Genomic DNA, 21,103 nt, shown 5'->3' on the forward strand with positions numbered 1-21,103 from the left:
AAGAGTCCATTTGTGACCTCCAATAGATGTTTTTGTGGATATTAACATTCTATCAAACAGGTCCAGATGGACTTTTATTTTTATAAAGTGTTCAACTTGATTTTACAATCGGCGATTATAAAATATCTTTGAACAAAATAAAAGCGGCTTAGTTTGCCGCTTCTTTTGCAAATAGCATGTTGATTCCACCAATGAGGACGAATACTGCGCAAAGAATAATTAAAATCTGATCGCCTGAATGATCGAGCATGATTCCAGCAACTACGGAGCTGATTGGACCACCAATTTAAGTACTAGTGCGAATCGTGGTTAGCACACGTCCTAAATATGCATCTTCCGTAGTAATCTGAATCATTGATTCTGACAGAATATTTTGAAAACTAGTTAGAAAACCAAACAAGGCGATGAGCACACTTAATGCAAGCCAATTAGACAGGAAGAAGATCATCATTAATAAAGGAATGGTACTAAGCATCCAAGTGTAGGAGATCGTTTTAACTGTAGGAGTTAGCTTGCCCGAGATGAGTGCTCCTAAGAGAAAGCCACCGACAAAGCAAAGATAGAGTGTACTATAAAGTCCAGTAGAGCCAAGCTTATCGGCTAGTTTAGGTAAGAGAATAATTAACGCTGGTGAAACTAAGGAATAGCAGATACATGACCAAAAGTAGTATTTAAGAAACCTATTTTAGCGAATATACTTTAAGCCGCTGAACACTTTTGCGCGATAGTTATTAGTTTTATCATCAGTATCGTTTGCTTGAGGTTTAGTCGATGGAATTTTTCTTAACGCAATGTACAGGAAGAAGATACTAATCAGACTTAAGCAGCTACAAACCAGCATCGATTGGCCAGTGATTAAAAGACTCAATAAAACACCTGAAAGAGCAGTACCAGCGATGTTCACGACTTGATCAATCATGCTCAACTTTGAAATTAAGTTGTTTAAATCCTTTTTAGACGGAACACTTTCCTTAAGGATCGCACGATCCGCGGGGGCTAAAGAATTCATCACATATGGAAAGAAAAGCTGAAATTAAAATCGTTAGTACTATGTCATGACTCAGCCAGAACATTACTGCCGCTAAAAGAAATAGCAAGATAGTTTGAACTAATAGGGATGTTTGACTGGTTCTCTTGAAGGAATGCTTATCAATAATTGGACCGTAAAAATTGATAAGGCAGCGGTAATTGAGAAAATCGCGTTAGTCAAGCCGACTAAAGATGATTTGCCGGTTTGGGTTTGCAGCCACCAGATGATGATCATGCCAAAGAGAGAATTGGATAAAAGCATGGTGGCTCGAGATAATAGGTAAATTTTCTTTTCTAACATTCACAACAACTCCAATTAGATATATGTATTGCGGTTAGTATGCCATAATTTTTATTATATTAAGAAAAAGTTAAAAAAAGTAAAGCTCTTACTCGTAAATGTAAGTATTGAAACTTTCATTCTTTTTATAATTAAATTTATCAAGTAATTCACTAGCCGCCCAATCGGTATCGTCGGCTTCAAAAAATGTAGTGGAATATTTTTTGAAGATTTTAATTAACAAATTATCTATAAAGGATGAACAACTTGTAGGATCAACTGAGCATAGATAAGCAATTTCATTATTTTCTGTAAAAGCAACATTGTTGAGTCGCCCCTGTTTATCCAAACTATAATATCCAGATCTTGTTGGGACTTCAGTAATGAATTCATTCTTACTAGCGGTAAGAGGTGAGACTAATTCATGAGTAGTTTTGTAATATTTATAGAGAAAATCGCAACATTTTGAATAAATAGGATCAGTAGCGATAAAAGGCACAACTTTAAAATTGGTTCTTAAGGGATGCTTTAAGTCAGTAGCACTAACTTCAGCCTCAAAGCAATATCTTTTACATTTGAAACCATTTTTTAGCATAAAATCTACGAGTTTAGTGTGGCTAGATTCAATCATAACTTGTAGTGGCTTTTGTTCTTGCTTCCTAATTTCTAGAAATGGTGAAGTGGTTGGAATTTTAATTAAGTTAAACTTCAAGTATATACAAGAGTCATGAAAAGGATTGCGGTAAGTAGAAATGGTACCTAAAGATTGATTGTTTTCAAATAGTTCATATGTTTGAGGATTAATTTTTCTAAGTTTCATTTTCGCATCCACCATAAATGTATAAAAGTAAAAAAAGCCACTGTTGCAGCTTTTCTTTATTTCTCCGAAGTTCTAAGTAAACAAATGATGTTGATTATATTGCCCAGTAGCCAAACTGCAAAAAGCGTTAAAGAGATAGTTAATGCGATTTGTGAATTGGCAGAGTTAGTGTTTTTCAAGTAGGTAGATATAATCATTGAAATAATACTTGCTCCAATAGTCACATAATCTAAGATTGAAAAAGTTTGATATGCTGCGACAACTTTTACTTGATGATCTTCAGCAGATTCTGGCTCATCTTTTGATGGTTTTAGCAATGCTTTTAAATAAGCAATAGTGCCGATAAAGCAAATTAGAGCAAAAATTAGTGCGACAAACATAACTTTTTGATCACCATTATTGAAGGCCATCCACGCTGTCGCAGCACAAAATGAACCAACTAGTAAAGTTAAAACTATCAGAAGTAGCTGAATAAACTTAGTTGTTTTTCTCATTTCGATTTCCTCATTTCAACAATTTAGTATATTGCTTAAAATTATATATGATAGAATTAAAAAAACAATCTATTTCTTATAATAAATTAATGAAAGAGGTGCATTTGGTTTTGACAGAAGTCATGATTAGAAAATATAAAGCAGAAGACTTTGATGAACTTGCTAAAGTCATGGATGAAGGACGAATGCAGGAACTTGAAGCAGAAGGGATGGAACAAGTTTTTATCTCGTTAAAAGATGCACCATATCTCAAGTATTTTTTATCCTGTGATATTTACATTGCTGAAAAAGATGAGCAAGTATTTTTTATCCTGTGATATTTACATTGCTGAAAAAGATGAGCAAGTAGTTGGATTTGTCGGTCTTGGACGACGCCGTTTAGATTTCTTGTATGTTTTGCCAGGGATGCAGGGAAAAGGCATTGGTTCCGCATTGATGAAGACCGCTCTGGCGAAGCTGCCGCGACCAGTAAGATTAGCCGTGTTTGCTGATAATGAACGCGCCAAGAATTTGTATCAGAAATTTGGCTTTAAGGTAACCGAAACAAGGACTGAGAAATGGTCTGATGAATTTCCAATCGTTTTTTCTGAGGACACGATGGAATTGGAATAATTAAGATGAATACAATTGTAAAAAATATTTTTAAAGCAGTAGGAATTTGGTGCACTTGCATTATGCTGTACTTTGTTTTTTCATTGTGGACGCACGTGCGATTACATACTATTGAGCTAATTTTTGGTATAAAAATGAACTTGATGGTAAATAATGGAGTCTCGTTGACGATAACCAATAATTCCTGGTTCTGGCTACTAAGTTTAGTTATTTGGATTGCAATTTATGTAATGGTTAAAGCATTTTTTACTAAAGGAGAAGAGAATGAAAGACGTTAAAAATAGATTAGCTCCTGACTCTACTTGGCAGAAGATGTTTCAAGCAGCCAAAAAAGTACAGGGCTTCCATGAAATATCCGATCATATGGAAGCCGGTGGTGTGGCCGCTGCAGTATTGTCAGAATCGGGAAAGATTTATACCGGAGTGTGTGTTGACACAGCCTGTACTTTAGGCGTATGCGCTGAAAGAAATGCGCTTTTTAATATGATTACTAATGGTGAAACTAAAATCTCACGTGTATTGGCGCTTATGCCTGATGGTAAAAATGGTGCGCCATGTGGTGCCTGCCGCGAATTCATGGTTCAGATGATGGAAAAAGATTATCAAAATGTTGAAGTGATGATGGACTATGAGAGCAATAAAGTAATGACATTAGGTGAGTTAACCCCAGAATGGTGGTTATGATTTGGAGGAATAAAGATGAATGAGAAACCTTTTATTTTAGAATTTGACAGTAACGAGCATGCAGTTCTTGAGCCTAATCACGATAAATTACCTTTTAAATTTCATGAAAAATTAGTGTATGCATTTGTACCAAAGGAAGATATCGATAGCTTCTTAAAACAAGTGCCGCATAAAATTTTAGGTAGCTTTGATTCTGTTTCTTTTCAACCAGATATCTATGAAATTGAAATAAATAATGAAAAATTAACACTATGTCAGGCACCACTGGGAGCTCCGGCTGCAACTCAATTATTAGATTGGCTAATTGCGTATGGAGTAAAACAAGTATTAGCTTTTGGCAATGCGGGGGCATTAATCGATTTACCAGAGAATGAGATGTTTTTACCAGTCAGGGCTATTAGAGGAGAAGGGACTTCTTTTTACTACCAAAAGCCAGGACAATTCATTGATATGAAGTCTGATTACCTTAATGAGATCGAAAAAATAATTACAGACATGAAATTAGACTGCGATGAAATAACTACTTGGACGACTGATGGTTTCTTTAGAGAAACTCCTGATAAAGTTAAACAATTTCGAGAACTAGGTGCTGCGACAGTTGAAATGGAGTGCGCCGGAATGGCGGCCTGTGCCCAATTTAGAAATGTCGATTTTGCGCAAATTTTGTTTACTGCGGATACGCTTGCAGATATTGAAAATTATGATGAACGTGATTGGGGTAGCGATTCTCACAGTGCTGGATTGAAGATTTGTTCACAGATTTTAAGTAGGGTGTAACTATGGAAGATAAAGATTTATTAATTGAGTGGGCGAAAAGATTGCAAAGCTTGGCACAGGCTGGGCTAACTTACGGAACAGATAACTTTGATTTAGAACGCTATCAAGAAATTCGCGATATTTCTGCGGAGATAATGGCGTATAAATCTGACTTGCCAATACAGAAAGTTAAAGATCTGTTTTGTAATGAAATTGGTTATCAAACTCCCAAGCTTGGGACACGAGCCGCCATTTTTAAGGATAATAAAATTCTTCTAGTTCAAGAAAATGATGGTAGCTGGTCTCTTCCAGGTGGTTGGTGTGAAGTTAATATGTCTGTTAAAGAAAACTGTATTAAGGAAGCCAAAGAAGAGTCTGGACTCGATATTGAAGTTGAAAGAGTTATCGGAATCTATGATCAAAATAAGCATAGTGAAGCCATTTACCCATACAATGTCGTTCACGTTTTCTTTCTTTGTAAACCACTCGGTGGTGAATTCAAGAAAAATATTGAGACAACTACTCGTAAGTATTTTGCTTATGATCAATTACCAGAAAATTTGAGTACAGATAGAAATTCGCTTGATGAAATTGAGGCTTGTTTTAAGGCATATAAAGATCCTGGTTTTCAAGTTGAGTGTGATTAGTCATAAAAAACGGAGAAGAGTTATTCCGCGTAGTTAAAATGGTAGTTATAATTTGGAGGGATAGAGATGAGTGAGAAACCTTTTATTTTAGATTTTGATAATGACCAACATGCAGTGCTTGAGCCAACTTTTGAGAAATTACCTTATAAATTCCACTCGAGACTTCTATATGCTTTTGTTCCAGAGGATGAGGTTAATTCTTTTTTGGAACAACATCCTCATAAAGTTCTAGGTAAATTTAAAACTATTTCTTTTAGACCTCAAGTTTATGAGGTGGAAATTAATAATCAAAAATTCACCTTATGTCAAGCTCCATTGGGAGCACCTGCTGCTGTTAAGCTACTAGATTGGTTAATTGCCTATGGTGTTAGAAAAGTTTTGGCGTTTGGTAATGCTGGAGCATTGAAGAGGTTGCCTGAAAATGCAATGTTTATTCCTGTTAAAGCGATTCGTGATGAGGGGATGTCTTTTCATTATAAAGAACCGGGCCAGTTTGTAGATTTGCAATCAAATTTTCTATCAGAAATTGAGACTAAAATAAAAGATTTAGGATATAACTATGATGAAATAGTCACTTGGACTACAGATGGCTTTTTTAGAGAAACCTCAAAGAAAGTTACGTATTTTAAAGAATTAGGAGCAGCCACAGTCGAGATGGAATGTGCAGCATTAGCAGCATGTGCACAATTTAGAAGTATTGAATTTGCGCAGATTTTATTTACTGGGGACACTTTGGCAGATATGGATAATTATGATCGTCGCGGTTGGGGCAGAAGTTCATATGGTGCAGGTTTGAATATCGGGTCGGAGATTATAAGTAGGATTTAAGTGATAAATAATGAATGCTGAGAAGAAAAAGAGATTTTTGAAATGGTATAAGCTTTCAATATCTCTTAATTCAAACTATCATGGCAAAATTGAAGAGTGTCAAAATGGTTACACGATTTATATGTACAAATTTGAAGATTTTATAGATATTTTGAATTTACTTGGTCAAATGGCTGCACAATTTAATGTCGGTTACGGATATGAAGAAGATCCCAATAAAATTACAGATTATCAAATTACCGTGATTGATTTTGACGAGAGTTTTCAGGAAAGATCGACGCAATATATTTAATTAAAAAGATAGAAGGATAAGATGACAATTGAGAAAAAGTTGAATAACTACTTGCAAGGCGAATTAAAACCAATTTCTCATAAGTCTCTCAATAGAACATTTATTGGTTATAGTAATTTATTTCAACAGAAAGTCTTTGTAAAGCAATTTGCCAAAAAACAAGGTTGGTACACTGAAAAAAAGGTAACAGAGCAACTAAATGATCGTGTTTTAGCTGCCCTTTCATTAGATCAAAAATATATCTTGGTGCTAAAAGATACTAGCCCTAAGGACATAGATGAAAATATTACTTCAGACATAGCTTTTAAAATGGGGCAAGTTTTAGGCGATTTTCATACTAGAATAAAACCATTTTCTAAAATTAAAATTGTAAAAGATCAGTTTGATGGTTATTTAACAGAAATTAATACTTTTAATGCTTCCACTTATAAGCGACAATTATTAACAGAAGCTAAAAAATTCGAGCATCATAAAAAAGAAATACAAGATGAACTTTTAACTAAATCTAAATTTGTTTTACATGGGGATGTTGGAATCAGAAATTATAAATACGTAAATGATAAGCTGGTATTGATTGATTTTGAAAAGGCTAGACTTGGTCCTGTTTACCAAGATTTTATAAAGTTGTTTTATCAAGACTTTAAATTGAATTTGGATTTGATTGCTGCTTTTTTAAGAGGATATTCGAATAAAAATTCAGATTATGAGTTATCAGATTTAACAAAACAATATTTGATATTTACAACTGCGATCGGAATTTTTAATTATACTGAAAAAATTGAGGATCTTCCGTTTAAACAGATTGGTGAGAAAATGCTTGAGACATTGAGGGATGGGCTTTAAGATAGGTTGATAATTTCAGAAAATTGATACGTAGAAATTACAAAAAGTAGTTCTAGAAAATAAGAAAAATCAACTTTTTGCTTTACTGATGTAGCGATTTTTCTCTTAGGAATTTCTGAAATGCTGGGTAGTGACTTAGGTGAAGATGTTGTTAAGAAGATGGCGATTAATGCCAAGCGAAAATATATCAATGGTAAAAAGATAGAAGGATAATAAAATGACACAAGTCGAATTAACACGTTTTCGTATCAAAAAAGGTAAAGAAGCGGAAGCTCAAGAATGGATGGATTTTTTGAATAACCATCATGAAGATACCGTAGCCACGATGTCCGGTGAAAAGATGTATGTCGAAACTGTTTTTAAAGATGAAAATGAAGATGGTTATACATACTTTTATTGGTATTCAGTACAGGGTGAAAATGGTAGTGCGGTCGAAGAGTCCGAGAGTTATATCGACAAAAAGCACCTTGAATATTGGGATGAATGTATTGATCCTGACTATAAGCCAGTTGATTTAGTTTTAGAACAAAGTTTAATTGCACCAAAAGTGATGAAAATTATCAAAAATGATAAATAACATCTCCAGAAAATAAACAGAATGCTCAGAACACGCACTTGCCGTATAATGTAAGTCTTTGATATGATGAAACGTGGATAGAATTTTTAAAAACATAACGGAGGTTTATTATGAAAAAATTATCAAATTCGGTGCCGCTGCATTAGCCTTACCGCTTCGGTAGGGACCGTTGCTCCAGTCGTTTCTCAACCTCAGACTGTGCAGGCGGCTTCGAAGACCGTCAAAAGTGGTTCACTCACTTTTCACATTAAGAAGAAGCAAGTAAGAAAATCTTAGTGCTTTGGGTAAATGTTACTAACCATGGTAAAAGGACAGTTAAGAGTGACATGTTGATGAACCATTCTGGCGTTAACGCTTATCAAAAAGTTCATGGAAAATGGCAGGAATTAACTACTGGTGCGACTAATTCATCCTCATTGATTAAGGGCTTAGGTAAGATGGAACATAATTTGAAACCACATAAGACTATTAAAAATGGCGTAATTATATTCACCTTAGAAAACCGCAGTAAGGTCAAAGTAGAATTTCAAAAAGGCTATAATCAAATTACTGCTCGTCGCTACTTTAAAGTAAAATAAATTAAAAAAGCATTTATCGATTGTCGCGATAAATGCTTTTTTCTTTGATTCCTCATTGTCTAATATTTGCAAAAAATCGGAATTTCCTTTATTTTGGATGTAACGGTCAGAACAAATAGGAGAGAATATCATGCGTGAAGGTTTAATCATTTTAGTAGCTCTAATCGGAGCTGGGTTTATTGTTTATTACTTTGATAAATATCGCAATCGCCGTTATCCGGAATCTAAACCGCAAAATCAAGGTGGAAATTGGGATGCTTTTTGGGCATTTTTGTTTCCATTCATTGGTTTTATCATGGCTATTTATTTCGCAATTGCTAAGCGCAATAAATTCCGCGCGAAGACCTGTGTTCTGTGGGCATTAGGCGGTATGGCTTTTAATGCAATTTGGTATTTGTTGTTTAGATAAAAAAGGTTGATCAACTCTTGATGAATTTGATCAACCTTTATTTTTTGATTGTATTAACTTTGAGCAAGTTTACTAACAATATATGAGTTAAGAGATACATTTTCTTCATCTGCTTCTTCGACTAGATGTTCATGCAGGGATTTGGGCATCCTAACTAATAACTTTCCAGAATACTTTTTATGTACGGGTTCTGGAATTTTTACATTTCTTCGAAGACAAGAAGAAAACCAAGCTTTTTTGGCTTCTTCTAATTCTTCAACTCCTTCATTAACATTATCACCATATGCGATTAATCCTGGTAATTTAGGAATAGTGACACGGTAATATGATTCACCATCTTGTTCAACAATCTTTTGAAATTCAGTTGGGTAGTTTAAATTCATGTAATACTTTAAATCCTTTTTCATGATTAATTATCCCCCTTGATTTGGTCAATCATTGCTAGAATATCCTTAATATTATATCTCTTCAATATTCCATGGTTTGCAATGGTGGTTGGATATTTTTTAACTTTTCGTTCAATTGTATAATGTGATCTACCATTTTCATTATGGAGAGTGTAATGGTAATATTCTAGTAACTTTTTAGCTTCAGCAAATGTTAAGTCTTTTCTTATTGGCTTCTCTCGAAATTTTGCCTCTAGTTTTTGAATTTTATTTATGATAATCACATCCTAAATTAATTAGAATAGTAGTATCATATTTAATACTATTATTCTATAAAAATTGATAATATTTACAAATAATAAGCTGTTCCTGTAACTTCATCGTTTAAATCTGATATGTTATAATTAGCTTCAGAATAGCAGTAAAATTAAGGATCAATTACTTGATCAGGTTGCCCACTGCCTTGGCGATATGCTAGTCAAAAAAAGGCTCACAACCATTGCAAAGACTCTTTGAAGAGCGGCACATACGGAAAGCGGTATGTGCTTCTTTTTTTGCCCATCATTATTTAATTCGCAAAAAATGATCAAATTTTTTTGGAAGAATTTAATCTTTATAAAAAATTAAAAAATGGATCCTCTATCAAGTTTCGATAAAGGATCCATTTTATTTTGATTGAGCATGGGAGTTATACCTTTTTAACAATGACAAATTCAACAAACGGCGACTGATAATTACTACTAAATATAGTTTGACCAATCCGGGAATAATAAAAGGAACGAAGCCGATCATTGTTGCTTTTATTAGAGATACATTGGAATAGAACATGATCCAGATAGTTCCTACTAGGAGCTGAATGGCCGCACCGGCCGGGTTGGCGAACGTTAATGAATAGATACTAGTTGAAGGAAAGCGTAAGATTGATTTGGTAATTATGATGTAGAAAAAGAATCCGATTAAATACCCGCCGAATGGGCTTAGGAAGATAGTTATGCCACCCGTAAAATTTGCGAAGACGGGTAAGCCGACTAATCCCATAAGTAAATAATAACTAATAATGAGAAGACCTTCAGATAGAGAAAAAACTGGTATTGCCAATTGCTAAAGTGTACCACGGCTTAGATAAGGTAGGAGAAGCACAAAGCAATCTGGAATCTGGACAATTTAGCGGTAAACATGTGGTTGTCTTAGATTAATGCCTTTTCTCTTTTTCATTGATCAAAATGGTATTGATCACGTCGGCTAATTTAGTTTGATCCAATTTTGCTTTAGCCGCAATTTCAGCTTCGTTGTAATATTTTTCTAAAGCGGTTTGAATGTTACCACCGACTATGCATTGAGGATTTGTTTCATAATCAATCGTAAATAAATGATGATTATCTTCAACAGCTAAAAAGATATCTAAGAGAGAAATATCTTCTGTTGGTCGCGCTAATTGCGGATTGGCAGAGCCATGAGTCGTTTCTAGTAACCCAGCTTTTTTTAGTTGACTCATTAATTTACGCACCATTACTGGTGAAATCTCGACACTGCGAGCGATGTTATCACTAGAAAGCTGAATCTTATTTTTATAGATATAAATGAAACTGAGAATATGAATTGCATCACTGAATTTAGTAGAAATACGCATTTTATTCTTTTCTGATGTAATTTTGTAAATTACAAGTAGATTCAAATCTTAATTATTAAACAGTTGACATATACAAATTATAGCACTATATTTTTATATATAAACACGCGTGGTGCTAGTTAAATCGTTCTAGGCAATATGCCATATTATAAGCTAAAATGGCTATTTCTAGCCGCTGCTGAAAACCAGCTAAGCTCCTTGCTCGGTTATTTTCAGCGTTATAGTAACTGAGCAAAGAAAAATCGCTTTCAATTGTTCTTCTAATTGCCATCAGTTGATGATCGTTATGCTTTTTAGCGCCTTCCATGTTTCTTCGATATGGTGTCCAAAGCACATAGCCCATACCTTTTAACTCGGTAGCTAAATCTTTTCCTAAGTAGCCTTCATCGCCCAAAAGATAATGGTTAATTGGATGAGCATTAATCATCAATTCTACTGTTTCTTTGGCATCATGCACTGATGCTCTAGTGACTGCGTAGTCAAGCACATAGCCGTCATCACTTACTAGCGCGTGAACCTTGAAGCCGTAATAATAGATTTTTTTAGTGGCTTTATAGCCGATATCAGCTATGCCACGAAAGATCTTGACGCGATAGTTGCGGATGGGCTGACAAACTGGAACTGGGAAGCTGTCAATGATTAAGAATTCTCCAGCTGTTTTTACTTCTTGATTCCAATCTTGACGGATACAGCGCATTAAAGGCATAAGCATTCGTGCCCGACGATTAAAGCGAGAATGAGACAAACCGACAAAGAATTTACAAAATCTTCTTTGAGATTCGATACCAATTTCAGTTTGCCAAATAAGCATCGCTAAGATAGAGCTGTCAGAAATTTTAACCTGATCAACATTTTTACGGTGCTTCAATTCATCAGGAGCACAAAACTTGTACAAGGAACGACAAATTACATTTAGACGAGCAAAGCTAACTTGTAAATGGTGAGAAAAACGATCAAGCTTGAGGTAGTTCAATTAGATCAGACTCTTTTCTATTTAATTTAAGTTACAACTTGAGTCTAATCCGATTGGACTTTTTTATTAACTAAAACGACTTAACTAGCACCACGCGTATATAAACAAATAAAATGTGATTTTAAAATTTACAAATGAAGGGGAATATGAATAAGAAAAAGAAATGGTCACTAGCAATACTGATTGTTATTATCTTAGCAATTATCGTAGCAGTTGTTTGGCCTAAAGGTCAGAAGAATGATACAGTTCAAAGCAAATCACCTATAACAATCGGATCTAAAAACTTCACTGAAAGCAAGATTGTAATGCAGATTTATGCAGATGTGCTGAAAAAGGCTGGTTACAATGTTAAAACTAAGCCTAATATTTCAAGTTCAGTTGTTTATCAAGCAATTAAGTCAGGACAAGTTGACCTTTATCCTGAATACACCGGTACTATTGCAATGACTTATTTAAAAAAGCACATCATTGGTAAAACTCCAGACCAAATTGCTGCAATTGTTAAAGAGGGTGTAGCTAAAGAGAATCTAACTACTTTGAACTATGCTCCAGGTTCAGATGCTCAAGGTATCGCAATTAGAACTTCTGTTGCCAAAAAATATGGCATCAAGACTATATCTGATTTACAAAAGAAGGCTGATAAGATTCGTTTGGCATCCCAAGGTGAATTCGACAAGCGTGAAGATGGGATCCCTGGTCTTGAAAAGACCTACGGCAAGTTTAACTTTAAGAGTGAAAAGATTTATGATCCTAGCTTAAAATATAAGGTTTTAGCACGTGGTGATGGCGATATTACTCCTGCTTCAACTACAGAAGGCCAGCTTGCTACTAAAGATTTCTTTGCGTTGAAGGATGATAAAAACTTCTGGCCAGCATATAATTTAGTGCCTTTAGTTCGTGAAAAGACTTTGAAAGATAATCCTGGAATCAAGAGGATTTTGAATAAAATCGATGCTAAGCTTACTACTAAGGAATTGACTTTATTAAATAAGAAAGTTGATGTTGATGGCAAGTCTTATCAAGCTGTTGCCAGAGAATGGCTTAAAAATAATTATTAAGAAAAAAGGTTTAGTGAGAACTGAATCTTTTTTAACAAGAAGAAAGGATTATCATGCTCAATCAGATTATCCAATATTTTCAAACTAATTCTGGTGAATATTTTCAAGAAGTGGGGCAACATTTATTTTTGGGTTTTACTTCATTATTAATAGCTGCCATTATCGCTTTTCCTCTAGGGTATTTAGGATCAAAAAATAAAGTGATTGCTGCTTTTTGTGAAAGTTTTGCCCAAATTCTTCGGATTATTCCTAGTCTAGCTTTGCTTTTTAGCTTAATTCCTTTTATAGGAACTGGGGTTGCTCCGGCGTTAATTGCATTGGTAGTCTTGGCTCTGCCACCACTTGTAGTCAATACAATTTTAGGTTTTAACGAAGTGCCGAAAGATTTGGAAGAAGTAGGCTTATCTTTAGGGATGACTGACATGGATTTATTAAAGCAGATTTCTTTGCCGCTAGCTCTACCATATATTTTGAACGGAATTAAGTTAGCTTTAGTTGAAGTGATTGCCAGTGCAAGTTTAGCAACATATATTGGTGCTGGTGGTTTGGGACAATTAATTATGACAGGGCTAGGATTATACAAGATGCAATATGTTGTTATTGGCGGCGTCAGTGTAGCACTTTTATCATTATTGGCGATGGTTGTTTTTGACTCGATTATTGGAAAGGTGAGAGAAAATGACCAAGGAAATTATTAAGTTTAAACATGTAGTTAAAAAGTATGGCAAAAATACAATTATTCCTGATCTTTCCTTTTCAATTAATGAGGGTGAGTTCATCACAGTACTAGGATCATCTGGTTCAGGCAAAACTACTACCTTAAAAATGATCAATGGTTTGGAAAAGCCTACAAGTGGTGATGTTATTGTAAATGATCAAAATTTAAAGAACTGCAATATAGTTGAAGTTCGCCGTCATATTGGATACGTAGTTCAATCAATTGGCCTTTTTCCGCATATGACAATTGCACAAAATATTGCCGTCACACCCAAATTATTGGGCTGGTCACAAAAAAAAATCGATCAAAGAATAGTAGATTTATTAAATTTAGTTGGCTTAAATGATGAAGAATATAGTAATCGCTATCCTGCACAACTTTCTGGTGGTCAACGGCAGAGAGTAGGTGTGGCACGTGCACTTTCAACCAATCCACCAATCATGCTGTTTGATGAACCTTTTTCCGCACTTGATGCTATTACCAGACAAAATTTACAAAAGGAATTAAAAAGTATTCATGAACGATTGCAAGATAAAACCTTCTTCTTTGTTACTCACGATATTAACGAAGCTTTATTCTTAGGAAATCGAGTAATGGTGATGAATCAGGGACGAATTGAACAATTTGCGACTCCAAGTGAAATCGTGAATCATCCAGCTAGTTCTTATGTGAGAGAACTGATTGGTACCGTTCGAGAAAATCAAGCTTTATGGGAGGAGTTTAAATGATTCAATATTGGCAAGCAAATTCATCCCGCATGATTAATTTAATGATTGAACATGTACAAATGGTTTTAACTTCATTGTTAATTGCTCTCGTTATTGCACTTGTATTGATCGGAGTATTTTTGAAAAAGAGGGACTGGTTAAATGTTTTAATCTATGTTTTTTCCTTATTGTATTCGGTACCCAGCTATGCATTTTTTGCTCTTTTAATCCCACTTACAGGTTTAGGTAAAAAAAGTGCAATTATTGTTTTAGTTTTTTATAGCGAATATGTTTTACTTAGAACATTTATTACTGGCATTCAGAACGTTGATACAGATTATGTTGAAGTTGCTAAGGGCTTGGGAATGACAAGCAAACAAATCTTTGTCAAAGTTCAACTTCCATTAGCCTTACCGGCTATTTTTTCTGGGATTCAAATTGCTTTAGCTTCAACTATGGCTATTGCTACAATTGCTTCAACAATTAGTGCAGGTGGATTAGGAGATTTGCTTTTTGAAGGATTGCAAACGGGACGAGTAGTGCCAATCTTATGGGGCACTATTTTGACAGTGGTTTTAACAATTGGTGGAATTATCATTCTTAAGTTAGTTGAAAATATTATGATTTCTGACTGGCGAGATGCTGAGAAGGGAATTAATTGATGAAAATAGCTGTTACAGGTGCAACAGGGCATCTTGGAAGTAAAGTTGTAGAAAAATTATCGCTTTTAACGGATAAAGAAAATATTGTTGCTTTAGTTCATACTAAAAAACATGCCGGAAAACTGATTGAACAAAATATTAATATCCGCGAAATTGATTTTCAAAATGAAGCAAGTTTAGTTAAGGCATTTAATGGTATTGATATTTTGATCTATATTGCCAGCAAAACTTATTCTGTTTTTGATCGTGTGCATGAATTAGAAAATGTCTTAGCGGCAATGAAAGAGGACAATGTTAAAAATATTGTAGCGATGAGTTTTATTGCTGATCAAAGAGACAATCCATTTGTAATGTCACCATTCTATGGTTATTTACCGAGACGCTTAGCAGGTTCAGGGTTAAATTACGCAATTGCTAAAAATGCCCTTTATGCAGATCCATTGGTACCATATTTGCCTGAATTAATTGAGCGTCATGCCTTGATTTACCCAGTTGGCAAAGAAAGCGTGAGTTTCATTACTATTGAGGATTCAGCTGAGGCAATCGCAAAGATGGCTTTGAATGAGGACATTTTGCATAGTAAGAAGACCTATTTATTGACGCAAGCACGTTCTTATACCATGCCGGAATTGGGAGAAATAATGACTAAAGTTACTGGGAAAAAGATAGGTTATCAACCAGTTAGTGTAGAAGAATTTGGTCGAATTTATGCTAGTGAAGGCGATGGCAATGAACTTGCTTCGATGTATGCAGGTGGTGCTAAAGGGATGCTTCACGGATTAAGTGATGATTTTGCTCATATTACTGGGCATGAACCGGAAACGATGGAGCATTTTTTACAAAGAAAATATATGAAATAAAAAACAGCTGCAATCACATGCAGTTGTTTTTTATATAGTCGTTAAAGTTTTAAGCAATTCTTCTGGCACATGCCGAGGTCCGCGAATGGCTTTAACGCCGTACTTTTTTTAATTCTTGAAATTGAATTGATTCTCGGGATATTGTTTTAACTTTTGAATTCTAATTACATGAGTCATACTAAGATTTTTGCTTGTGTATTGATAAGGAATGTTAATTTCTAACACTCGACATGCAAAAATAATAGCAGAAACTGGAGCACCAACATAGATAAAGACGATATCTCCAACTTGGATTTTAGTACTTTGCTTCCAAATAATCGTATCAGTTTTGTTAAAAGCATTCATAATATCGTAATACTTGGGATTAGCTGGAATTAACCAATAATGTTGCATCCCTTGGGGATAAATACTAGTCAAAGTAAAACACTGATCACGAATATCTTTTAGTATCGCAACGTATTCGTTTCTTATTTCATCAACAAATTTACCAGTCTGAATTTGCTAAAATAGCTCAAACGACTCGCCGTACCTTAATCTTTTATGGTCAAAAAGATATTTTTAAACCGGCTAAAGTTGCAGAAAATGGTTATCGCCATTATAGTTACGAGCAACTTTATCAAATCGGCTTTATTTTGGGGTTGCGTGATTTGGGATTATCTGTAGAAGAAATTAAAGATTATCTTAGTGACGACAGTTCTGATGCTTTGAATAAAAAGCTAATCCCATTAAGACAGAAAATTGAACAACGAATTCAAAATCTCCAGCAAATACTAGCTATTTTGCGACAAAAGGAGTCAGATAATACACAGTTAAGAAATACTGATTTTTATGTTGCTAAGAAATGCTTTTTACCAAAAAGAGAATTCTGGTGTTCAGATTTTAAAGCAGATTGTTTTGAAGAAGAAATTGCTCGTGCATATAGTGAATTTTATCGAGAAGTTGGTGCTGGATTAATGACCAACAAGATGTTGTCTGGCTTTTTAACTGATTTGCCGCAAGCTCGTGCTAACCAATATGCGGATTCCGGTTTCAGAATTATTAAGGAAAAAGTTTATGATGATGAAGTTAAAATTCCCATTCTTACACAAAATGATGGAGAATATATAGTAGTCAAAGTTAAAAATACAGAAGATGGTATGGAAAAGGGACTTACTGAAATTAGAAAGTATGCCGAGACTAATAATTTACAATTAGGTGATGATCTATGGCAATTTAATATTGGCATTAATATTGAACGCTTAGGTTTAACCAAAGACAGCATTTTAGCGTATATTGTGAAAGGATAACAGAGAATGAGAAAAGAAGTACCCGCATTAGATGATAAATTGACTAAAGAAGAATTTTTGCGAATAATTGTCGATAGTTTTCAGACCGTCATTTTTGCAACAGTCGATGATCAAGGGCATCCTCGCAGTAATGCGGCTGATATTGAATTAGTTGATAAACAAAATCGTTTAATCTTTTCGACTATTGTAAATGGTGCATTCTATAATAGATTAAAAAAGCATCCCTTTATTTCAATTACTGGCTTAAAAGGAACAGAAACAATGAATTCAGTAGCTGTAACTGTCAATGGTAAAGTAGAGGAAGTTAATGATTCATACATGGATCAAATCTATCAAGCACATCCTGAAATGGTCGAGATTGCTTCGGCTGATTCAAGATCAAGTAGAAGTACATTGCGTCCCTTTGCGATTACGCCGATTGATGGTTCAGTTTACGATTTAAGGCAAAAACCGGTTTTTCAGAAGCATTTTAATTTTTAAAAAACATTATTAAATAGAAAGGAACAATATGGCATTACCAAGTCAAATTGAAGTTAGAGGAGCAAAAGTTCACAACTTAAAGAATATTGATGTCAATATTCCACTCCATAAATTCGTCGCTATTTCAGGCTTATCTGGTTCTGGAAAGTCATCCCTAGCCATGGGAATTCTTTATGAAGAAGGATCGCGTCGTTATCTTGATGCGCTTTCTACATATATGCGGCGAAGAATCAAGCAAGGTGCGCAGGCTGATGTAACTTCAGTTAAGCATATCCCTTCAGCGCTGGCTTTACGTCAGCGCCCCAGCGTTCCAAATGAAAGAGCAACCGTTGGTACAACAACTGAGACCTTTAATGTTTTGCGTTTGATTTTTTCACGGCTTGGTTCGCCTGTTTGTCCCAACGGTCATAGAGTCGCACCGAGTCTAGCAATTGCCGAAGCAATGTCCAAGCCTGGCGAAGAAATGGGACGGATTACCTGCCAAACCTGTGGTGTTAAGTTTTATGTTCCAAGTGCAGAAGAGTTCGCCTTCAATTCAGATGGAGCATGTACTGAATGCGGCGGTACAGGGAAGGTGCGTCAACTTGATGAAAATAAGTTGATTGCTGATGAAAATCTGTCCATCGAAGACGGCGCGGTTGCTTCGTGGTCATTGCCAGGACGTAATTTTATGCCAAGCGTTGCCCAGCATGCAGGAGTGCGCATTAATGTTCCATTTAAGGATTTAACTAAAAAAGAAAAAGACTTTGTCTTGAACGGTCCAGAAAAGAAATACAAGATGGACTTCTTATCCGGTACTGGTCGAGTTTTTCACGACTTCAATGCTCTTTATGAAAATGCACACCAGGCAGTCCTGCGTTCAGCAAAGAGTAGCAAGAGTGAACGAGCACAAAAAAGAATTGCGGAATTCTTTACTTATTCAACTTGTCCAGTCTGTCATGGTACTAGACTTCGTCCTGAACTACTTAAGCAGTTGGTTAATGGTAAAAATATTGATGAAGTCGAACATATGCAATTGGGTGACTTGCCAGCTTGGAGTAAGGAAGTTTTAGCTAAGTTACCAGAAGAAATGCATCAGATGGCTTCTTCATTGATTAAAGAATTCATCAATAATTTGCAGCCGCTACTTGATTTAGGGTTGGACTACTTAGCCATGGCACGTGCCGGAAATACGCTTTCAACTGGTGAGTTACAGAGAATCCAATTGGCTCGGACTCTGAGAACAGAAACCACCGGTGTTCTTTATGTATTAGACGAACCTTCTATCGGTCTTCATCCGGCTAATGTCGATGGTTTGATTAAAGTTTTACGTAAACTTGTTGCACAAGGCAATTCATTGGTCGTAGTTGATCACAATGTCGACATTATTAAGGCAGCCGATGAGATTATCGAAATCGGACCAGGATCTGGTGACCAGGGTGGGCAAATTTTAGCTCAAGGGACACCGCAAGAACTTGAAAACAATAAAAAGTCTTTGATTGCTCCATACTTAAATGGAACAGCTGATTTAATGGCAAGAAAAACGACTGATAAGATTAACCCTGATCAAATCAAATTTGAAGTGGAGCATTATTTCAACTTGCATGATATTAAAGCAGGAATTCCGATTAATCAAATTACTGCAGTAACTGGCTTTTCTGGAGCGGGTAAGACCAGTTTGATTTTAGATTCTTTAGTTCCGGCTATTGAGGCACAAGCTAAGGGTGAAAAGTTACCGAAACAAATTAAGAAATTCGTTTCACCTGTCCATAATGTAGTTAGTGTTGATGCGACACCGATTGGCAAGAGTACCCGTTCAACGGTTGCTACTTATACTTCAATCATGGATAATTTGCGTAAGCTTTTTGCTCGTCAGCCGTTAGCAAAAGAAAAGCATTACACGCCAAGTTACTTCTCCTATAACAATAAAGAAGGTGCATGTCCTACTTGTGGTGGAACTGGAATTGTTACATTAGATATTCAATTTTTACCAGATATGCAGCAGACATGTCCAACTTGTCATGGTGAACGTTACAATCCGAGAATTCAGCAAGTTAAGTGGCATGAGATGTCGATTGTTGATATGCTTAATTTGGATATTAATGAAGCCTTGCCTGTGTTTAAAAAGGTACCAAAGATCGAACGTGAATTAAAGTTACTCAAAGAAGTAGGGTTGGATTACCTGCATTTAGGTGAAAGTACACCAACCTTATCTGGTGGTGAAGCCCAGAGGTTGAAGCTAGTAACTCACTTGAGTCATAAGCAAGATGATACTTTATTTGTCTTCGATGAACCAACGATCGGTTTGCATCCCTTAGATGTGAAGGTTTTGGTAACCGTGATGCAAAAATTGCTTGATCAAGGTGCAACCATTATCACGATCACACATGATTTGAATTTGATTGTAAACAGTGATTATATTTTGGATCTTGGACCACGCGGCGGTAAAGCTGGTGGTAGAATCGTGGCTGAAGGGATGCCGCGAGAATTGGTTAAGAATCCTGACAGTTTGACTACACAGTATTTAGCTGATTATTGGAAACAATTTGAATAGATAAAAAAACGAGTCTTTTTTGGGACTCGCTTTTGTGTAGAGAGAATGGGTTTACTGTTTTTCTTCTTTAGCACATTCCATAATTAATGGTGCATTTCTTTTAAGGATTTCTATGTTGTTCTTTGTTTCTGAATAAGTAAAGTTATAATTATAAACTTCCTTATAGTCAGGAAGAGTGTAGCGGGCTTCCTTGAAGCCATAATCGGTTGGTTTTTCAAAATGTACATAAATTTTAATACCGTCTTTTTGGGATGGATCGGGAATTATTTGAGAATACGTAATTGATAATTCGCCTGGGAATTCAGCGTATGGATATAACATAAAAATCACTCCTCATGGATCTTTATTATTGTAGCAAAGAAATTGTCTGTATAGTAAATAGCTGATTATTGGAAAGAATTTGAATGGAAAATTAAAAACGTGTCCTTTGCAGACTCGTTTTTGTGTATGAAGAGATAATTCACGTGTGCTAATGCATTGGGATGATAGTCAATATGCTGGCTTTAGTGATGTAAAGCCATGGCTGATGCCAACTGATCAAAATCAAGTTAATGTAGAGAAAGAACTAGCAAGTGGCGAAATTTTTGACTATTATCAAAAACTAATTAAGTTGCGTAAGAATGAAAAGTTAATTTCTTATGGGCATATTAAGATGTTCTTGAAGGATCATCCACAAGTTTTTGCATATGAACGCTTCTTAGATAATAGTGATAAAAAATTAGTAGTCTTTACTAACTTCTATGGCAAGGAATGTCAGGCTAAATTACCTAAAGAATATGTTAATAAGAACTATCAAGTTTTAATTAGCAATTATGAACATAACAGTAACCAATTTAAACAAGAGATCATCTTAAAGCCGTATGAGGCTTTAGCAGTTGTGATTTAGATAAGATAATAAAAAAGAATTCGCCGATTGTAAAATCAAATTGAACACTTTAGAAAAATAAAAAGTCCATCTGGA

At 35.2% G+C, this 21,103-nt stretch carries 28 protein-coding genes and 2 pseudogenes; 19 read left to right on the top strand and 11 right to left on the bottom strand.

What is annotated here, in order from left to right; all coding sequences use genetic code 11:
* Positions 1-286 precede the first annotated feature (286 nt).
* The 5 genes from CP357_RS10545 to CP357_RS06475 form a co-directional block, all read right to left on the bottom strand.
* Positions 287-475, bottom strand: coding sequence for a hypothetical protein (locus CP357_RS10545; RefSeq protein WP_233187221.1), 189 nt, complete (start codon positions 473-475; stop codon positions 287-289).
* A 210-nt stretch (positions 476-685) separates the two neighbouring features.
* Entirely contained in the window at positions 686-1,009 is a 324-nt protein-coding gene (locus CP357_RS10550; RefSeq protein WP_233187222.1) for a hypothetical protein, read from the bottom strand.
* A gap of 99 nt (positions 1,010-1,108) precedes the next feature.
* A complete protein-coding gene (locus tag CP357_RS10555) occupies positions 1,109-1,330 on the bottom strand; it encodes a hypothetical protein (protein ID WP_223903052.1) in 222 nt (73 codons plus the stop codon).
* 88 nt (positions 1,331-1,418) lie between these two features.
* Complete coding sequence (locus CP357_RS06470; RefSeq protein ID WP_098036855.1) at positions 1,419-2,129, bottom strand: GNAT family acetyltransferase; 711 nt, start codon at positions 2,127-2,129, stop codon at positions 1,419-1,421.
* A gap of 56 nt (positions 2,130-2,185) precedes the next feature.
* A complete protein-coding gene (locus CP357_RS06475) occupies positions 2,186-2,623 on the bottom strand; it encodes a hypothetical protein (RefSeq protein WP_098036856.1) in 438 nt (145 codons plus the stop codon).
* 89 nt (positions 2,624-2,712) lie between these two features.
* Between CP357_RS06475 and CP357_RS06480 the strand changes: the two are divergent.
* From CP357_RS06480 to CP357_RS06535, 10 genes and pseudogenes are all read left to right on the top strand, one after another.
* A pseudogene (locus tag CP357_RS06480) lies at positions 2,713-3,235 on the top strand (N-acetyltransferase family protein).
* Between the two features lie 264 nt (positions 3,236-3,499).
* Entirely contained in the window at positions 3,500-3,919 is a 420-nt protein-coding gene (locus tag CP357_RS06490) for a cytidine deaminase (protein ID WP_098036857.1), read from the top strand.
* Between the two features lie 15 nt (positions 3,920-3,934).
* Positions 3,935-4,696, top strand: a complete 762-nt coding sequence (locus CP357_RS06495) for a nucleoside phosphorylase (RefSeq protein ID WP_098036858.1) — start codon at positions 3,935-3,937, stop codon at positions 4,694-4,696.
* Between the two features lie 2 nt (positions 4,697-4,698).
* Complete coding sequence (locus CP357_RS06500; protein WP_087176696.1) at positions 4,699-5,322, top strand: NUDIX hydrolase; 624 nt, start codon at positions 4,699-4,701, stop codon at positions 5,320-5,322.
* A gap of 66 nt (positions 5,323-5,388) precedes the next feature.
* Positions 5,389-6,150 (top strand): nucleoside phosphorylase, encoded by a 762-nt coding sequence (locus CP357_RS06505; protein ID WP_087236163.1) that lies wholly within the window; start codon positions 5,389-5,391, stop codon positions 6,148-6,150.
* Between the two features lie 10 nt (positions 6,151-6,160).
* Positions 6,161-6,442, top strand: coding sequence for a hypothetical protein (locus CP357_RS06510; protein WP_087176694.1), 282 nt, complete (start codon positions 6,161-6,163; stop codon positions 6,440-6,442).
* A gap of 21 nt (positions 6,443-6,463) precedes the next feature.
* Entirely contained in the window at positions 6,464-7,285 is an 822-nt protein-coding gene (locus CP357_RS06515; protein WP_013641896.1) for a phosphotransferase, read from the top strand.
* 217 nt (positions 7,286-7,502) lie between these two features.
* Positions 7,503-7,862, top strand: coding sequence for a DUF6176 family protein (locus tag CP357_RS06525; protein WP_098036859.1), 360 nt, complete (start codon positions 7,503-7,505; stop codon positions 7,860-7,862).
* A gap of 275 nt (positions 7,863-8,137) precedes the next feature.
* Complete coding sequence (locus CP357_RS06530; RefSeq protein ID WP_233187223.1) at positions 8,138-8,440, top strand: DUF5067 domain-containing protein; 303 nt, start codon at positions 8,138-8,140, stop codon at positions 8,438-8,440.
* A gap of 130 nt (positions 8,441-8,570) precedes the next feature.
* Entirely contained in the window at positions 8,571-8,849 is a 279-nt protein-coding gene (locus CP357_RS06535) for a hypothetical protein (protein WP_025006192.1), read from the top strand.
* A 53-nt stretch (positions 8,850-8,902) separates the two neighbouring features.
* Here CP357_RS06535 and CP357_RS06540 read toward each other — a convergent pair whose 3' ends face one another.
* The 4 genes from CP357_RS06540 to CP357_RS06565 form a co-directional block, all read right to left on the bottom strand.
* Positions 8,903-9,256 carry a toxin-antitoxin system HicB family antitoxin gene (locus tag CP357_RS06540; protein WP_233187224.1) on the bottom strand — a complete coding sequence of 118 codons (354 nt, stop codon included), beginning with the start codon at positions 9,254-9,256 and terminating at the stop codon, positions 8,903-8,905.
* A gap of 645 nt (positions 9,257-9,901) precedes the next feature.
* Positions 9,902-10,273, bottom strand: coding sequence for a biotin transporter BioY (locus CP357_RS06550; RefSeq protein WP_233187227.1), 372 nt, complete (start codon positions 10,271-10,273; stop codon positions 9,902-9,904).
* 154 nt (positions 10,274-10,427) lie between these two features.
* Positions 10,428-10,865, bottom strand: a complete 438-nt coding sequence (locus CP357_RS06560; RefSeq protein ID WP_098036862.1) for an Rrf2 family transcriptional regulator — start codon at positions 10,863-10,865, stop codon at positions 10,428-10,430.
* Positions 10,866-10,980: 115 nt separating this feature from the next.
* Positions 10,981-11,838, bottom strand: a complete 858-nt coding sequence (locus tag CP357_RS06565) for an IS982 family transposase (RefSeq protein ID WP_087712523.1) — start codon at positions 11,836-11,838, stop codon at positions 10,981-10,983.
* Between the two features lie 146 nt (positions 11,839-11,984).
* Here CP357_RS06565 and CP357_RS06570 point away from each other — a divergent pair, with 146 nt between their 5' ends.
* The 5 genes from CP357_RS06570 to CP357_RS06590 are packed head-to-tail and all read left to right on the top strand — an operon-like array spanning position 11,985 to position 15,843.
* Entirely contained in the window at positions 11,985-12,896 is a 912-nt protein-coding gene (locus CP357_RS06570; protein ID WP_098036863.1) for a glycine betaine ABC transporter substrate-binding protein, read from the top strand.
* A 53-nt stretch (positions 12,897-12,949) separates the two neighbouring features.
* Entirely contained in the window at positions 12,950-13,594 is a 645-nt protein-coding gene (locus CP357_RS06575) for an ABC transporter permease (RefSeq protein WP_098036864.1), read from the top strand.
* Positions 13,575-14,342, top strand: coding sequence for an ABC transporter ATP-binding protein (locus CP357_RS06580; protein WP_098036865.1), 768 nt, complete (start codon positions 13,575-13,577; stop codon positions 14,340-14,342). The genes CP357_RS06575 and CP357_RS06580 overlap by 20 nt, the downstream gene beginning before the upstream one ends.
* Positions 14,339-14,983: an ABC transporter permease gene (locus tag CP357_RS06585; protein WP_098036866.1), complete on the top strand. Its 645-nt coding sequence runs from the start codon at positions 14,339-14,341 to the stop codon at positions 14,981-14,983. The genes CP357_RS06580 and CP357_RS06585 overlap by 4 nt, the downstream gene beginning before the upstream one ends.
* On the top strand, positions 14,983-15,843 hold the full coding sequence (locus CP357_RS06590; RefSeq protein ID WP_098036867.1) for an SDR family oxidoreductase: 861 nt from the start codon (positions 14,983-14,985) through the stop codon (positions 15,841-15,843). Before CP357_RS06585 ends, CP357_RS06590 begins: the two co-directional genes overlap by 1 nt.
* Positions 15,844-15,951: 108 nt before the next feature.
* Here the strand turns inward: CP357_RS06590 and CP357_RS06595 are convergent, their stop codons facing one another.
* A complete protein-coding gene (locus CP357_RS06595) occupies positions 15,952-16,260 on the bottom strand; it encodes an EVE domain-containing protein (protein ID WP_233187225.1) in 309 nt (102 codons plus the stop codon).
* Positions 16,261-16,376: 116 nt separating this feature from the next.
* Between CP357_RS06595 and CP357_RS06600 the strand changes: the two genes are divergently transcribed.
* Genes CP357_RS06600 through CP357_RS06610 form a run of 3 tightly spaced genes read left to right on the top strand, consistent with a single transcriptional unit; the run spans position 16,377 to position 20,142 of the window.
* A complete protein-coding gene (locus tag CP357_RS06600; RefSeq protein WP_255404981.1) occupies positions 16,377-17,129 on the top strand; it encodes a MerR family transcriptional regulator in 753 nt (250 codons plus the stop codon).
* A gap of 6 nt (positions 17,130-17,135) precedes the next feature.
* Positions 17,136-17,609, top strand: a complete 474-nt coding sequence (locus CP357_RS06605; RefSeq protein ID WP_098036869.1) for a pyridoxamine 5'-phosphate oxidase family protein — start codon at positions 17,136-17,138, stop codon at positions 17,607-17,609.
* 28 nt (positions 17,610-17,637) lie between these two features.
* A complete protein-coding gene (locus tag CP357_RS06610) occupies positions 17,638-20,142 on the top strand; it encodes an excinuclease ABC subunit UvrA (RefSeq protein ID WP_098036870.1) in 2,505 nt (834 codons plus the stop codon).
* Between the two features lie 51 nt (positions 20,143-20,193).
* Here the strand turns inward: CP357_RS06610 and CP357_RS06615 are convergent, their stop codons facing one another.
* Positions 20,194-20,463, bottom strand: a complete 270-nt coding sequence (locus CP357_RS06615; RefSeq protein WP_025006189.1) for a hypothetical protein — start codon at positions 20,461-20,463, stop codon at positions 20,194-20,196.
* Positions 20,464-20,593: 130 nt separating this feature from the next.
* Between CP357_RS06615 and CP357_RS06620 the strand changes: the two are divergent.
* Positions 20,594-21,028, top strand: a pseudogene (locus tag CP357_RS06620) (alpha-glucosidase C-terminal domain-containing protein); the annotation flags it as partial.
* Positions 21,029-21,103 lie beyond the last annotated feature (75 nt).

Origin of the sequence: Lactobacillus sp. UMNPBX6 (genome assembly GCF_002553975.1) — a bacterium.
GTDB lineage: Bacteria > Bacillota > Bacilli > Lactobacillales > Lactobacillaceae > Lactobacillus > Lactobacillus gallinarum.

Excerpts from the sequence above, each read along its gene's own strand:
- CP357_RS06540 (WP_233187224.1), bottom strand. The coding sequence starts at position 9,256 with ATGAAAAAGGATTTAAAGTATTACATGAATTTAAACTACCCAACTGAA.
- CP357_RS06525 (WP_098036859.1), top strand. The coding sequence starts at position 7,503 with ATGACACAAGTCGAATTAACACGTTTTCGTATCAAAAAAGGTAAAGAA.
- CP357_RS06495 (WP_098036858.1), top strand. The coding sequence starts at position 3,935 with ATGAATGAGAAACCTTTTATTTTAGAATTTGACAGTAACGAGCATGCA.
- CP357_RS06515 (WP_013641896.1), top strand. The coding sequence starts at position 6,464 with ATGACAATTGAGAAAAAGTTGAATAACTACTTGCAAGGCGAATTAAAA.
- CP357_RS10550 (WP_233187222.1), bottom strand. The coding sequence starts at position 1,009 with ATGAATTCTTTAGCCCCCGCGGATCGTGCGATCCTTAAGGAAAGTGTT.
- CP357_RS06535 (WP_025006192.1), top strand. The coding sequence starts at position 8,571 with ATGCGTGAAGGTTTAATCATTTTAGTAGCTCTAATCGGAGCTGGGTTT.
- CP357_RS06550 (WP_233187227.1), bottom strand. The coding sequence starts at position 10,273 with ATGGGATTAGTCGGCTTACCCGTCTTCGCAAATTTTACGGGTGGCATA.
- CP357_RS10545 (WP_233187221.1), bottom strand. The coding sequence starts at position 475 with ATGCTTAGTACCATTCCTTTATTAATGATGATCTTCTTCCTGTCTAAT.
- CP357_RS06570 (WP_098036863.1), top strand. The coding sequence starts at position 11,985 with ATGAATAAGAAAAAGAAATGGTCACTAGCAATACTGATTGTTATTATC.
- CP357_RS06560 (WP_098036862.1), bottom strand. The coding sequence starts at position 10,865 with ATGCGTATTTCTACTAAATTCAGTGATGCAATTCATATTCTCAGTTTC.
- CP357_RS06505 (WP_087236163.1), top strand. The coding sequence starts at position 5,389 with ATGAGTGAGAAACCTTTTATTTTAGATTTTGATAATGACCAACATGCA.
- CP357_RS06610 (WP_098036870.1), top strand. The coding sequence starts at position 17,638 with ATGGCATTACCAAGTCAAATTGAAGTTAGAGGAGCAAAAGTTCACAAC.
- CP357_RS06500 (WP_087176696.1), top strand. The coding sequence starts at position 4,699 with ATGGAAGATAAAGATTTATTAATTGAGTGGGCGAAAAGATTGCAAAGC.
- CP357_RS06510 (WP_087176694.1), top strand. The coding sequence starts at position 6,161 with ATGAATGCTGAGAAGAAAAAGAGATTTTTGAAATGGTATAAGCTTTCA.
- CP357_RS06490 (WP_098036857.1), top strand. The coding sequence starts at position 3,500 with ATGAAAGACGTTAAAAATAGATTAGCTCCTGACTCTACTTGGCAGAAG.
- CP357_RS06590 (WP_098036867.1), top strand. The coding sequence starts at position 14,983 with ATGAAAATAGCTGTTACAGGTGCAACAGGGCATCTTGGAAGTAAAGTT.
- CP357_RS06615 (WP_025006189.1), bottom strand. The coding sequence starts at position 20,463 with ATGTTATATCCATACGCTGAATTCCCAGGCGAATTATCAATTACGTAT.
- CP357_RS06475 (WP_098036856.1), bottom strand. The coding sequence starts at position 2,623 with ATGAGAAAAACAACTAAGTTTATTCAGCTACTTCTGATAGTTTTAACT.
- CP357_RS06580 (WP_098036865.1), top strand. The coding sequence starts at position 13,575 with ATGACCAAGGAAATTATTAAGTTTAAACATGTAGTTAAAAAGTATGGC.
- CP357_RS06470 (WP_098036855.1), bottom strand. The coding sequence starts at position 2,129 with ATGAAACTTAGAAAAATTAATCCTCAAACATATGAACTATTTGAAAAC.
- CP357_RS06605 (WP_098036869.1), top strand. The coding sequence starts at position 17,136 with ATGAGAAAAGAAGTACCCGCATTAGATGATAAATTGACTAAAGAAGAA.
- CP357_RS06575 (WP_098036864.1), top strand. The coding sequence starts at position 12,950 with ATGCTCAATCAGATTATCCAATATTTTCAAACTAATTCTGGTGAATAT.
- CP357_RS10555 (WP_223903052.1), bottom strand. The coding sequence starts at position 1,330 with ATGTTAGAAAAGAAAATTTACCTATTATCTCGAGCCACCATGCTTTTA.
- CP357_RS06585 (WP_098036866.1), top strand. The coding sequence starts at position 14,339 with ATGATTCAATATTGGCAAGCAAATTCATCCCGCATGATTAATTTAATG.